The sequence below is a fragment of the Marinobacter similis genome (assembly GCF_000830985.1).
In the GTDB taxonomy this organism is placed as follows: domain Bacteria; phylum Pseudomonadota; class Gammaproteobacteria; order Pseudomonadales; family Oleiphilaceae; genus Marinobacter; species Marinobacter similis.
Genome location: NZ_CP007151.1, coordinates 3,848,245 through 3,860,518, shown reverse-complemented (window position 1 = coordinate 3,860,518; position 12,274 = coordinate 3,848,245). Strand labels below are relative to the sequence as shown.

At 57.3% G+C, this 12,274-nt stretch carries 12 protein-coding genes and 2 pseudogenes; 7 read left to right on the top strand and 7 right to left on the bottom strand.

From position 1 onward, the window contains the following. The first annotated feature begins 59 nt into the window (after window positions 1-59). Genes AU14_RS17835 through AU14_RS17825 form a run of 3 tightly spaced genes read left to right on the top strand, consistent with a single transcriptional unit; the run spans window position 60 to window position 4,649 of the window. Window positions 60-3,206 (top strand): efflux RND transporter permease subunit, encoded by a 3,147-nt coding sequence (locus tag AU14_RS17835; protein ID WP_041343144.1) that lies wholly within the window; start codon window positions 60-62, stop codon window positions 3,204-3,206. Next, the gene (locus AU14_RS17830; protein ID WP_041343142.1) at window positions 3,203-4,426 is read left to right on the top strand and encodes a TolC family protein; all 1,224 of its coding nucleotides are present in this window, start codon (window positions 3,203-3,205) and stop codon (window positions 4,424-4,426) included. The genes AU14_RS17835 and AU14_RS17830 overlap by 4 nt, the downstream gene beginning before the upstream one ends. Before the next feature lie 13 nt (window positions 4,427-4,439). Next, the gene (locus AU14_RS17825) at window positions 4,440-4,649 is read left to right on the top strand and encodes a hypothetical protein (RefSeq protein ID WP_041343139.1); all 210 of its coding nucleotides are present in this window, start codon (window positions 4,440-4,442) and stop codon (window positions 4,647-4,649) included. 104 nt (window positions 4,650-4,753) lie between these two features. Here AU14_RS17825 and AU14_RS17820 read toward each other — a convergent pair whose 3' ends face one another. The 4 genes from AU14_RS17820 to AU14_RS17805 form a co-directional block, all read right to left on the bottom strand. Beyond that, entirely contained in the window at window positions 4,754-5,650 is an 897-nt protein-coding gene (locus AU14_RS17820; RefSeq protein WP_236744206.1) for an NHL repeat-containing protein, read from the bottom strand. Between the two features lies 1 nt (window position 5,651). Continuing rightward, on the bottom strand, window positions 5,652-6,614 hold the full coding sequence (locus AU14_RS17815; RefSeq protein ID WP_236744205.1) for a transporter: 963 nt from the start codon (window positions 6,612-6,614) through the stop codon (window positions 5,652-5,654). Continuing rightward, window positions 6,604-6,921, bottom strand: coding sequence for a heavy-metal-associated domain-containing protein (locus AU14_RS17810; RefSeq protein WP_041343136.1), 318 nt, complete (start codon window positions 6,919-6,921; stop codon window positions 6,604-6,606). The genes AU14_RS17815 and AU14_RS17810 overlap by 11 nt, the downstream gene beginning before the upstream one ends. 71 nt (window positions 6,922-6,992) lie before the next feature. Next, window positions 6,993-7,193 (bottom strand): MerR family transcriptional regulator, encoded by a 201-nt coding sequence (locus AU14_RS17805; protein ID WP_148312782.1) that lies wholly within the window; start codon window positions 7,191-7,193, stop codon window positions 6,993-6,995. A 210-nt stretch (window positions 7,194-7,403) separates the two neighbouring features. On the opposite strand from AU14_RS17805, the gene merT reads away from it, so the two are divergent. The 4 genes and pseudogenes from merT (at window position 7,404) to merR (ending at window position 10,059) form a co-directional block, all read left to right on the top strand. After that, complete coding sequence (gene merT / locus AU14_RS17800) at window positions 7,404-7,766, top strand: mercuric ion transporter MerT (protein WP_041344101.1); 363 nt, start codon at window positions 7,404-7,406, stop codon at window positions 7,764-7,766. Window positions 7,767-7,779: 13 nt separating this feature from the next. Then, window positions 7,780-8,076 (top strand): mercury resistance system periplasmic binding protein MerP, encoded by a 297-nt coding sequence (merP, locus tag AU14_RS17795; protein ID WP_041343129.1) that lies wholly within the window; start codon window positions 7,780-7,782, stop codon window positions 8,074-8,076. A 54-nt stretch (window positions 8,077-8,130) separates the two neighbouring features. Continuing rightward, window positions 8,131-9,533 (top strand): annotated as a pseudogene (gene merA, locus AU14_RS17790) (mercury(II) reductase). 97 nt (window positions 9,534-9,630) lie between these two features. After that, window positions 9,631-10,059 carry an Hg(II)-responsive transcriptional regulator gene (merR, locus tag AU14_RS17785; RefSeq protein ID WP_041343125.1) on the top strand — a complete coding sequence of 143 codons (429 nt, stop codon included), beginning with the start codon at window positions 9,631-9,633 and terminating at the stop codon, window positions 10,057-10,059. A gap of 54 nt (window positions 10,060-10,113) precedes the next feature. Here merR and AU14_RS17780 read toward each other — a convergent pair. The 3 genes and pseudogenes from AU14_RS17780 to AU14_RS17770 all read right to left on the bottom strand — a co-directional run bounded on the left by AU14_RS17780 (window position 10,114) and on the right by AU14_RS17770 (window position 11,683). Further along, window positions 10,114-10,835: pseudogene (locus AU14_RS17780) on the bottom strand (cytochrome c biogenesis CcdA family protein). Window position 10,836: 1 nt separating this feature from the next. Further along, the gene (locus AU14_RS17775; RefSeq protein ID WP_041343122.1) at window positions 10,837-11,340 is read right to left on the bottom strand and encodes a DUF411 domain-containing protein; all 504 of its coding nucleotides are present in this window, start codon (window positions 11,338-11,340) and stop codon (window positions 10,837-10,839) included. A 79-nt stretch (window positions 11,341-11,419) separates the two neighbouring features. Then, on the bottom strand, window positions 11,420-11,683 hold the full coding sequence (locus AU14_RS17770; protein WP_004578691.1) for a hypothetical protein: 264 nt from the start codon (window positions 11,681-11,683) through the stop codon (window positions 11,420-11,422). Window positions 11,684-12,274 lie beyond the last annotated feature (591 nt).

The window sequence follows — 12,274 nt, the reverse complement described above, 5'->3', positions numbered from 1 at the left end:
GATAGCCCGGGGGCGGCCATTGTAGTCGCCCCCGGCCATCACCAAACCGGATTCAGCTCATGATTAACGCCATTATCCAGTGGTCACTCCATAACCGTTTTTTTGTGTTGCTTGCCACCCTCATCCTGACGGGGTGGGGGTTCTATTCCGTCAAAGAAACACCCATTGACGCCATCCCGGATCTATCGGATGTACAGGTGATCGTCAAAACTCCCTACCCGGGCCAGGCACCCCAGGTGGTGGAAGACCAGGTGACCTATCCCCTGACCACCGCCATGCTGTCAGTGCCGGGCGCCAAGACAGTTCGGGGCTATTCCTTCTTTGGCGATTCCTTTGTTTACGTCATCTTCGATGACGATACCGATCTGTACTGGGCCCGCTCCCGGGTACTCGAATACCTGAGCCAGGTGGCCGGGGAATTGCCCGATGCCGCCAAACCAGAGCTGGGGCCGGATGCGACCGGCGTTGGCTGGGTATACTCCTACGCCCTGGTGGATCGCACCGGTCAGCATGATCTTTCGGAACTGCGGGCTATTCAGGACTGGTTCCTGAAGTTTGAATTGCAGACCGTGCCCGGTGTGTCCGAGGTGGCCAGCGTTGGCGGCATGGTCAAGCAATACCAGGTGGTGGTGAATCCGGACCGACTAAGAGCCCACAACATCACGCTGCAGCGCATTCATGCCGCCATCAACAGCGCCAACCAGGAAACCGGCGCCTCCGTGGTGGAGATGGCCGAGGCGGAATACATGGTTAGGGTTACCGGCTATCTGCAGAACGAAGATGACCTGCGCCAGGTACCGCTAGGTGTTAGCGATAATGGCAAGCCCTTGTTGCTGAAGGATGTGGCAGATATCCAGTTAGGGCCCCAGATACGTCGGGGTATCGCCGAACTGAATGGCGAAGGCGAGGTGGCCGGTGGCATTGTGGTAATGCGCTTCGGCGAAAACGCACTGGCAACCATTGAGGGGGTTAAACAACGGCTTGAGGATATCAAGGCCAGCCTCCCCGATGGGGTAGAAGTCGTGCCTACCTATGATCGCTCCACGCTGATCAACAACGCTGTGGACAACCTGTATGGGAAGCTGCTGCAGGAATTCCTGGTGGTCATCCTGATCTGCGCGGTATTCCTGTTTCACCTTCGCTCCTCTCTGGTGGTCATTGTCAGCCTGCCGGTGGGTATCCTCGCTGCGTTCGTGGTGATGCACGCCCAGGGCATCAACGCCAACATCATGTCCCTCGGGGGTATCGCCATTGCCATCGGCGCCATGGTGGACGGTGCCATTGTGATGGTGGAGAACGTCCACAAACACATGGAGCGAACCCCACTGACACCGCAAAACCGATGGGCCGTGATGTCGCGGGCCGCGGGTGAGGTGGGGCCGGCGCTGTTTTTCTCACTGATGATCATCACCGTGAGCTTTCTGCCAGTCTTCACCCTGGAGGCTCAGGAGGGCAAGCTCTTCGCGCCCCTGGCGTTCACCAAAACCTACGCCATGGCGGCCGCTGCAGGTCTGGCCATTACCCTGGTGCCGGTACTGATGGGCTATTTCATCCGTGGCAAGGTATTGCCAGAACATCGCAACCCCATCAACCGACTGCTGATCGCCCTGTACCGACCGATTATCGGCTGGGCTTTGCGACGGCCGGCATTGATGCTTGCCGGAGGCCTGGTGGTGCTGATCATCGGCTTCTGGCCGGCCAACAAGCTGGGCAGTGAATTCATGCCGCCTCTGGACGAGGGGGATCTGATGTACATGCCCACCACCTATCCTGGTATCTCCATTGGCAAGGCCCGGCAGATTCTGCAACAGACCGACAAGCTGATTGCCAGTATTCCGGAAGTGGAGACCGTGTTCGGCAAAATCGGCCGCGCCGATACGGCCACCGATCCTGCCCCGCTGACCATGATTGAGACCTTTATCCAGTTCAAACCACGGGACCAGTGGCGACCCGGCGTGACGCCGGAATCTCTGCGCCGGGAACTGGACAGGACGGTCAGACTTCCGGGCCTTACTAACGCCTGGGTCATGCCGATCAAAACCCGCATCGACATGCTCTCCACCGGCATCAAGACCCCGGTGGGCATCAAGGTGGCCGGCCCTGACTTGGCAGTGATCCAGGGTATAGGGGAGGAACTGGAACGGGTGCTGACTGACATACCCGGCACAGCCTCAGCGTTTTCAGAGCGGGTGGCCGGAGGACGTTATATCAAGGTGGATATAAAGCGCGAGGCTGCCGCTCGTTTCGGGCTGAATATCGCAGACATTCAATCGGTCGTACGTACCGCGATTGGCGGCATGAACGTGGCCAGCACGGTGGAGGGTCTGGAGCGCTATCCCATCAATCTGCGCTATCCCCAGGGTTACCGGGATTCGGTGGAGCAGATGCGCCTGCTGCCGATGGTGACACCCAATGGCCAGCGTATCGCGCTGGCGGATGTCGCGGATATCCGGATCGACAAGGGGCCGCCCATGATCAAGTCGGAAAACGCCCGTATCAATGGCTGGACTCTGGTGGATATCGAGGGCCGGGATCTGGGCAGTTGGGTAAGGGAGGCGCAGTCCGTGGTGCAGAAACAGATCGATCTGCCCGCCGGCTATTCTCTGGCCTGGTCCGGCCAATATGAGTACATGCAGCGTGCCAAGGAACGCCTGACGCTGGTGGTCCCGCTGACCCTGGCGATCATCATCATCCTGTTGTACCTGAATTTTCGCAACCTGACAGAGGTGGGCATTATCCTCGGCACCCTGCCATTCGGCATGATCGGCGGAATCTGGCTGATGTATCTGCTGGGTTACAACCTGTCCGTGGCTGTGGCCGTCGGTTTTATTGCCCTGGCCGGGGTGGCGGTGGAGATCGGGGTACTGATGCTGGTGTACCTGAATCAGTCCCTGCACAACGCTTTGGAGAGCGTTGATCATCAGCCCGGGAAACTGTCGGCGGATGCCCTGCGCCAGGCCATCAGCCAAGGGGCTGCGCAACGGGTGCGTCCGATCATGATGACCTTCGCGGCCATTGTAGCTGGCCTGGTGCCCATCATGCTGGGCAGTGGCACCGGCTCGGAAGTGATGCAACGCATCGCCGGCCCGATGATCGGTGGCATGGTCACCACGCTGATCCTGACCTTGCTGCTGATTCCGGTGATTTTCTATCTCTGGCAGCGCGCCCGGCTGAAAAAAATCGCCAAAAAAGGAACGTTCCGATGATTCGACGCAGTGGAATTTACGCCGTTCTGGCGGCATTCGTCTCCCTGCCTGCCCCGGCACTGGCTGAATCGCTGGAAACGGTGGACCAATGGGTTGCGGAGGCACTGGAGAGCAACGCCACGCTGAGTGCCCAGCGATCGGCCATTGAGGCGGCAAAGGCCGAAGTAGAAGGCTCAGATGCGTGGGCGGACCCTGTCTTCCAATACCGTATCGCTCCAGAGACGTTTGAAGGCCCGAATATTGTCGGTCACCGGTTTGAGGTCAGTCAGAAGCTGCCCTGGCCGGACGAGTTATCCGCGTCCCGCGGAGCCGAGGAGGCTGGTGTGCGTGCCGCAACCCAGGACACCCTCTGGCAGACCAGAAAACTGACGGCCTCGGTCAAGGAGGCCTATGCACGTTTGTGGTATTCGCATCGGGCCATTGAGTTGCACGACGAGACTCGTGCACTGGTGGAACAGCTAGCCGACATAACCCGACAAAGACTGGAATACGGCGAGGCCACACAGAGTGGGTTGCTGAGGGTAGAGACGGAACTGGACACGCTGGACGCGCAATTGGTTGCGCTGCGGGCGGATCAAGTCAAGCTCTCTGCCAGTTTGATCCCATTATTGGGGCGCCGTCCGCAACCTTCTGAACTGATCGTATCCCTGCCTCCTCGTTTGCCAATGGCAGCAGATATCCTGACCGAAGCCGAGCACCCGCTGGTTCAGGCCGCCGAGGCGCGAACCGCGGAGGCCCGGGCCCGACTTGACGTCGCAGAAGCCAACCGAAGGCCCGTGTTTACGGCCAATGCGGGCTACAACAGCTTGTTGGCTGACGAAAAAAAGCGCTGGACGGTAGGCGTGGGGATTCAGATCCCGTTTAGTGGACAGCGACAGAGCAGTGCCGTTCGCAGGGCGAGCGCCGAGTTATCCCAGCGACAGTCGCAAAGCACTCAAACCCACCGCGATTTGCTGGCGTCAATTGGAGATGTAAAAACGGCACTAGAAGCTGGCTACAGTCGCCTTGAAATCCTCGATGAGCGACATCTTCCCAACCAGCGCGCCCATTGGGAAGCCAGCCTGAACGAGCTGGCCAGTGGTACTGGCAGACTGGAAAACGCCATCAACAGCGCAAGACAGCTCACTGGCGTAAAGCTCCGTCGGGCAGCCGTTATTCGCGACCTGTTCAGTGCCAGGGCTCGCTACGAAGCCCTGCAAATCACCGGCGTATCAAACTAAAAGGAGATTAACCATGAAACTATTATTGGCAGTTCTATCGACGCTGATTTTGTTACCCGGAGTTGCGCTAGCAGCCCCCGAGAGTGGGTTCTGGGAAGCCTGCAACTCCATGATGTCCGGCATGGGCTGGATGATGCTGCCCATGATGATTATGCCGCTACTACTGATCACACTGCTGGTGCTAGGTATCCTGGCGCTGACCAAATACCTGCGAAATCGGTAAGCCCGGAGTTTAGTCAGGGCATAAAAAAACCGGGTTGAATTCGGGATATGGAAAGCTTTATGGGTTAATAGCTTCCCATTTCTCAACCCGGTTGTCGGCAAAATTCACGCTCCACACTGCTCCATCATGCCAACGGCAACCGCCATCGCCGTGTGGCCGGGGTTCTCAGGTGGCGTTCCGAATGCGGTGAGATAGTCGCCCCGAGCCGTGAATTTTTGGATCCGGTCATTGTAGAAGTCGACCACGAAGACCTCACCGTTGGGCCCTAGGGCGATGGACGTTGTGGTTGTGAACCAGCCTTTGAACGGCCCGTAAAGGCCGATGGCGAAGGGGCCTCCCCACTTGCGCAGAAAGTCGCCCCTGGTATTGAAGACCTGAACTCGATTACCGTAACCGTCTGCTACGTAGAGGGCCGAATCCTCTCCGAGCGCCACATCGGTAGGATAAGTAAACTCCCTGGCACCCCTGCCTGTCACACCGGTTGTTCCCCACTGTTGTACGAAAGAGCCATCCGCCCGCAAATGCTGTACACGATGGTTATAAAAGTCCGCCACGAACAGATCACCGTTGTCCGCTACGGCAACACCGCCCGGCGCACTAAACTGGCCGGGGCCCTTGCCCGGACCGCCAATGACTTTCAGCGGCTCGCCAGCCAGGCTGAACAGCTGAATCCGGTCGTTCATATACTCTGGCACGTAGAGTTTGTCGTTGTGAATGGTTAGGTTCATGGGGCGCCCGAGTTCACCGATCCCATCGCCGGGTTTACCGAATTCACGCTTGAACTGCCCCTGGTGATCGAAAACCTGGATACGTCCGTTGCGGGCATCGGAGACGAACACTTCGTTGTCTGTGACCGCAATCCCGGTGGGGTCATTAAATTGCCCCGGGGCACTGCCTTTTTCACCCCAGGTCTGTTCCAGTGAGTAGGGCGGTTCCTGGTTCCAGTTGATGGCGCCGCCTGCGCAACCGATTAACGTGATCGCAATCAGAAGGCCCAACATACTAAAGCCTGACCACTTGGCGATTTTTTTCATGCTGCCCTCTGTCCCTAGAAGTTGCGGCGAAAGCCAACGCGTACAATGTAATCGTCCTGAATGGCGTCGCCATTGGGATCTTCGGCGACGGGCAGTTGTACTGTGCCCTCGACGACCCAGCGTCGTGTGATGTATTGCACGCCTGGCGCCAGCAGCCACTGAGTACCACCGGAATTGGCATCCGTAACCCTGCCAATCTCGTTGCGCTCGTGGTGAACAAAACTGGATTCGAGCAGGGCGTAGGTAAAGCCCGGTGTGCCGGAGACGCTTCAAGGCTGAGCGGCCACACCCGGTATTGCAGTGAGGCGTCAAGGCGGGTCTCGTCGCCGTGAGCGAAGCCGTCGTGGCGCCCATTTTCGCGGTAAAGGAACTGCGCGTCCATTTGGTACTGCAGCGTCTGATAGGTGGCTACCACACCGCCAAACCCATCCCAGGCTCCGTCACCAACCTGCAATGGGCGTGGCAGTTCGCCAAAACGATCGCGGTCGTCACTGTCCCCGGTTGGTGCAGTGAGCCCGAAAATCGGCGCGACCCGGAAGGTGCCGCCGGTGAAGTCGTCCTGGTAAACTGTGTAACGCCCGAACAGGGAGGCGTCGCCGATGCCGCCGGTATCCCGCTCAATCCGGCCCATGGGCGTGGTGACGTCCAGTGCCTTGTTGAAAAAGTAAGGGACAACGCCGAACACCGCGAGCTTCGGGGTAATGCCATAACCGAGTACGCTGCCCAGAGCCTGGACCGAGACCTTACGATCCATGGGGCCACCGTCGGAACGTTCCCGCAAGACCAGTTGCTCCCGCCAGATGGTTTCACCCTGCGGCACGGGCAGAGCCGTGTTGAAGGTGTTGGGTGCTGCTTGTGCCGAAGGCACACCGGTCAGTACCAGGGCACCGACCAGCAGGGGCAAGCCGACTGGCGGGTTGTTATTTCGCATTGCTGCCTCCTGTCTCACCTTCGGCCTCTGAGTATGAGCGCAGCGTGAAACCGGCCTCATCAACGGCCTGACGCGCCCGCTCCTCTGAGAGCGTCTTGCCCTCTTCAAGGGTGACACGCACCAGACTCTCACCCACATCGACCTGCACATCGGTGACGCCATCCACTTTATTCAGACGTTTTTCGATGCCATAGGCACAGAAGGGGCAGGCCAGGCCGTCCACGCCCAATACGTAGTGTTTGTCGGCTGCTATCGCCGAAACGCTGAAGATTAGGGCTGCTAAAACCAAGAAATATTGCTTTGACATGACGCGTCCCTCTGGTGAGATGAAGCTGCGTTTCGACGGTAGACTCCGTACCAAGAAACGGCGTTAAGGAATTACTCGGTCTTGTTCATGAGGTTTGTGGAATAGCCCGCACCCTGTCCGGGGCAACGGTCCACAAGTGCCTCAAGCCCCTGTCGGATTTGTCGTAACTGGCCAATCTTCTGGTCAACATCGTTCAGCTTTGCCAGCGCCCGTTGCCGCATATCACCGGCATCGACGCGGGGGGCGTTCGCAAAAACGAATCGTCTCGACACCAACGCCCACCACGTCAGCCACTTTGCCAATGGTCATTTCTGTCATGGCAGAACTCCCACCCAATAGATTCGAGATATAAGTTTAGTGCCCGTACCACGGTACGGGGTCAAGAGCGCTGAACTTTCTATAGGAGTGTAGGGCTTGACTCCGTAGCCGACTACGGAAGTATTTTGAAGATAGCCGGCAAAGTTATGAAGGGAACCGTCGTAATGTCAGAGTTGAAATCAGAGTTCAAATCCGGTCGGGGGTCGTTAATCGCAGGCGGGGTCGCAGCAGTGCTCGCATCGGCCTGCTGTCTTGGCCCCCTTGTTCTGATTACCCTGGGTGTTTCCGGTGCCTGGATCGGCAATCTTGCTGCTCTGGAGCCCTACCGGCCGTGGTTCATTGGTGCTGCTCTGGTGGCGATGGTCTTTGCCTGGCGTCGGATATACCGGCCGGCACAGGATTGCGATCCGGGCGAGGTCTGCGCAGTACCGCAAGTGCGCACCGCTTACAAGATCACCTTCTGGATCGTCGCGCTGCTCATACTGACCGCGTTGGCATTCCCTTTTGTCTTACCGCTATTTTACTGAGAGGCAATGCACCATGAAAAAGTCCCTGATCACTGCCGTACTGTTCACGCTGTTCAGCCTGCCTGCCTTGGCGGCGCAAAAGACGGTGACCTTGTCGGTTCCCGGAATGACTTGTTCGGCTTGCCCGATCACCGTCAAAGCCGCTCTCAAGAGGGTTGATGGGGTGAGTTCTGTCCAGGTCCGCTATGAGGAGCGTGATGCGACGGTTATTTTCGACGATGAGAAAACCTCCGTTGAAGCATTAACTCAGGCCACCACCAACGCGGGCTATCCATCCACGCTCAAACAGACCCTGGAAAAACAGGAGTAGCCATCAAAAACCAAGACTTTGTTGCAATAGCACATTCGTTCAGGAGTGGTGTTTATGAGTGATAACGATCTGCACATTGCTGTGATTGGCAGTGGCGGCAGTGCCATGGCCGCCGCTTTGAAGTCGGCGGAACGCGGAGCCCGGGTAACGTTGATCGAGCGTGGCACTCTTGGTGGCACCTGCGTCAATATCGGCTGCGTGCCATCTAAGATCATGATCCGCGCCGCTCACGTAGCCCATCTGCGCCGCACCAGTCCGTTCGACGAGGGCATTGGGGCGGTCGAGCCTTCGATTGATCGGCCCCGGTTGCTGTCCCAGCAACAGGCCCGGGTCGATGAACTTCGTCTTGCGAAATATGAGGGGATTCTCGAAGACAATCCGGCGATCACTGTCCTGCAGGGTGAGGCCCGTTTTACCGATTCCAATACGCTGACAGTGACGGGAGCTGACGGCACGGAAAGCGAAGTATGCTTTGACAAAGCGTTCATCGGTACCGGTGCGCGGCCAGCCATTCCTCCGGTTCCGGGGTTGTCCGATACGCCGTACTGGACGTCCACCACGGCACTGGCCAGCGACACCATTCCAGATCGGCTGACTGTCATCGGGGCGTCCGTCGTGGCAGTGGAGCTGGCACAGGCGTTTGCCCGGCTGGGCAGTGAGGTGACCATCCTGGCGCGTAGCCGGCTGTTTTCCCGTGAAGACCCGGCGGTTGGCGAGGCCATTGAAACCGCGTTCCAGGCCGAGGGTATCAAGGTTCTGAATAACACGCAGGCGAGCCAGATCAGCTATACCAATGAGGAGTTCGTTCTCGCCACGAACGCGGGGGAGCTGCGGGCCGATCGGCTGCTGGTGGCCGTGGGACGCACACCGAACACAGACAGACTGAACCTGGAGGCTATCGGCGTCGAGGCTGCCCGCGGGGCGATTTTAGTCGATAACGGTATGCGTACACGGTGCCCGACATCTATGCTGCTGGGGACTGCACCGACCAGCCGCAGTTCGTTTTTGTCGCCGCTGCCGGTGGCAGTCGGGCAGCAGTCAATATGACCGGTGGTGATGCGCGGCTCGATCTCAGCGCCATGCCCGAAGTGGTCTTTACCGATCCGCAGATTGCGACCGTCGGTTTGTCTGAAGCCGACGCCGAGGTAAGAGGCTTCGTCACTGACAGCCGCACCCTGACCCTCGACAACGTGCCACGGGCCCTGGTCAATTTTGATACCGGCGGCTTCATCAAACTGGTCGCGGAACGTGAAAGCGGGCGGTTACTGGGTGTGCAATCCGTGGCGGGTGAGGCCGGCGAACTGATCCAGACTGCGGTGATGGCGCTACGTGCGCGCATGACCGTCAACGAGATTGCCGATGAGCTGTTCCCGTACCTGACGATGGTAGAAGGTTTGAAGCTGTGCGCTCAAACCTTTACCAAGGATGTCAAACAACTATCCTGCTGTGCAGGATAAGGTAAGGTAGTCCATGATTTGCATGGGCAAATTCTCTATTAGTGACCTTAGTTGATGAAGTAAACTAATGCCGTAGTCAACTACGGAGTAAGCCCGCATGGTGAATAAAGTAAATCCACTGACTATCGGGGGGCTGGCCAAGGCAACCGGTGTCCATGTCGAGACCATTCGCTATTACCAACGGCGGGGTCTGTTATCGGAGCCCCAGCGCCCTCCCGGCGGAATTAGACGCTATGGTTCTGCCGATATTGATCGATTGACGTTCGTGAAATCGGCGCAGAACTTAGGCTTCAGTCTCGACGAGATTATCGACCTGCTTCGGCTGGAAGATGGCGCCCACTGCCAGGAAGCCAGTATCCTGGCCGAGCACAAACTGGAGTCCGTGCGTGGAAAGATCAAAAAGCTTGAGAGGATTGAGAATGTTCTGAGCGACATGGTCGCCCGATGCCATAGGCAAAAAGGGGACGTTCATTGTCCTCTAATTGCGTCATTGCACACCGGGATCATCGAAACCACAGAGGCTTGAGGCAGACCGTTATTGCGACTCGAAGACCAAGGCATTCTCACTTCCTGAAAAACATTAGCCGAGCTCTCCCAAAACTGGAAATGTGGATAGCATCCATGTGGCAAGCCGAGTCATTTGACCGGTCAACACCATCACGCCCATGACAATCAACACCAAGCCAGCCAGCGCTCTCAGAAACCTGCTCCAGCGGCTCAGGCCGCGCATGCGCTTGCGAAAATGCTCAATGAACAGGGCGCTCCCAAGAAAAGGCAACGCCAGTCCCAACGAATATATTGCCAGATACAGCATTCCCGTTTCGGCGTTGGCATGCGTAGAGCTCAGAGCCAGAATGGCCCCAAGTATGGGACCAATACAGGGCGTCCATCCGACGGCAAAGGCCACACCCAGCAAAAAGGCCGCCGTTGGCTCCCACCTTCCAGTGTCTGCCCCAGGCGCCAGTCGCGTTGCAGTGCGGGCATGCTCCACCAACCCAGCATGAATAGCCCCATCAGCATAATCAGTGCGCCTGCCACCAGATTGGCTTCCTGACGGTAGGCCATCAGCCATTGGCCCAGGAGGCTGGCGCTCGCACCGAGCGCGACAAAAACCAAACTGAACCCCATCACAAAACAAAGGCTCAACCAAAAAGCCTTCAACCTATTTGAGGCTTCGCTTACCGCGCCGCCGGTCACAACGGATAGATAACCCGGTACGAGCGGAAGGGTACAAGGGGAGAAGAAGGACACAAGGCCGCCGAGAAAGGCGGCCAGAGTGCCCCAGGTTGCGAGGTCCGGCATATCAGAACTCGTATCGTTTGACGCTTTGAGCCTTGCCGTCGGCGGTAAATGCCATCACGTCATAGTTATCCTGCCTGCCGGTTTCCATGCCTGGTGTGCCATGTGGCATGCCAGGGACAGCGAGGCCGAGTGTCTTGTCGCCGAATGGTTGAGAACGTGATTTCAGGTAGGCCTTGATGTCGTCCGCTGGAACATGACCCTCGATCACCACGCCGTCGATAATGCCGGTATGACAAGAAGCCATGTCTCGTGGAATCTGATGTTGGGTTTTGATTTCGTTGATGTTGCTCGTGTTCTCAATGTTCACTTCGAATCCATTGTTCTCAAGGTGCTCTGCCCAGTCGGCACAACATGAACAATTGGGGCTCTTGTAAACGGTAATTGCATGATCGGTTTTACCCGATACGCCGTTTTCTAGAGTGGGTTCGGCGGCGTGAAGTTGGAATCCCATAGAAAAAGTGCTCAAAGCAAGAGCGATTGAGCCGGCAGCGATAGAGGTTCTCATAGAGTGTTCCTGTCAAATGATTTGAGTGAGGCTGGTGTCGCAGATTTTGGCGCGTCACCAGCCATGTGCTCTTGATTAGTTATTGGCTGGATTCGTCCTGATTGCTTGATGGCGACGCTTTGTTGTGGCTCTGCATCATCTTCATGCACGCCGCCTGCATTTTGGAACGATCCTCGGCGGACATGCCGGACATCATTCCCATCATGCCGCCCATGGTCTCCATGTGTTCGCCCATCATGCCCATACCTTGCTGTTCAGGTTTGTGGGCAAAAGCGGAAACGCTAGCGATGGCGGCGGTAAGAACAGCACCTGCACCGATCATTTTGAACGTAGTGGTTTTCATCGTCATTCTCCTTACGCGCAGATCCGGACCCGTGTAGCCATTGCCAGAACTGCTTTTGTGTTCGAGCGGATATTCTTGTGCCGAGCTTTGGAGCCCGGACTCGGCGGAACAGTGGTTCAGGAGCGAGAATCAGGTGGGGGCGTGAGAACGTCTTCGATAGGACTCTGATATTCCGCACTGATCGGTGCGGCATCAAAACCTGTGGTGGGCCGAATACTTGGAATGGAGCTTGCGCCTGTTAGCGCATATAGCGGTAATAAGGGGCATTGCGCTGCGATCCGCAAACAGTTCATCTTCTCAGGATCACTGCAGTTCGTCGGTACCTTGGCGGTGCCAGATTCCATATCAGCCGAATAACCTTGACCCATTCCACGGCAATGAGTCTCACTGCCAATCGCATCAGTGGCACCCATTGCTACCCCAGCTAGACCCGATGGTACGGTGCCGAGCAAAAGCAGAATACTTAGCAATGCGGTGGTGACGTTTCGGAAGAGCATTGGTCGACCCGGATTAAATACCAAAGGTGATCATAAAACCCTTGAGCTGCTCATACGTCAAGCACTGGATCAGGGCAATCAAAAAAATCTTAAA

What these genes read in the sequence shown, in the direction of transcription:
- AU14_RS17835 (WP_041343144.1), top strand. Translation starts at nt 60, where the DNA reads ATGATTAACGCCATTATCCAGTGGTCACTCCATAACCGTTTTTTTGTG.
- AU14_RS17830 (WP_041343142.1), top strand. Translation starts at nt 3,203, where the DNA reads ATGATTCGACGCAGTGGAATTTACGCCGTTCTGGCGGCATTCGTCTCC.
- AU14_RS17825 (WP_041343139.1), top strand. Translation starts at nt 4,440, where the DNA reads ATGAAACTATTATTGGCAGTTCTATCGACGCTGATTTTGTTACCCGGA.
- AU14_RS17820 (WP_236744206.1), bottom strand. Translation starts at nt 5,650, where the DNA reads ATGTTGGGCCTTCTGATTGCGATCACGTTAATCGGTTGCGCAGGCGGC.
- AU14_RS17815 (WP_236744205.1), bottom strand. Translation starts at nt 6,614, where the DNA reads ATGCGAAATAACAACCCGCCAGTCGGCTTGCCCCTGCTGGTCGGTGCC.
- AU14_RS17810 (WP_041343136.1), bottom strand. Translation starts at nt 6,921, where the DNA reads ATGTCAAAGCAATATTTCTTGGTTTTAGCAGCCCTAATCTTCAGCGTT.
- merT (WP_041344101.1), top strand. Translation starts at nt 7,404, where the DNA reads ATGTCAGAGTTGAAATCAGAGTTCAAATCCGGTCGGGGGTCGTTAATC.
- merP (WP_041343129.1), top strand. Translation starts at nt 7,780, where the DNA reads ATGAAAAAGTCCCTGATCACTGCCGTACTGTTCACGCTGTTCAGCCTG.
- merR (WP_041343125.1), top strand. Translation starts at nt 9,631, where the DNA reads ATGGTGAATAAAGTAAATCCACTGACTATCGGGGGGCTGGCCAAGGCA.
- AU14_RS17775 (WP_041343122.1), bottom strand. Translation starts at nt 11,340, where the DNA reads ATGAGAACCTCTATCGCTGCCGGCTCAATCGCTCTTGCTTTGAGCACT.
- AU14_RS17770 (WP_004578691.1), bottom strand. Translation starts at nt 11,683, where the DNA reads ATGAAAACCACTACGTTCAAAATGATCGGTGCAGGTGCTGTTCTTACC.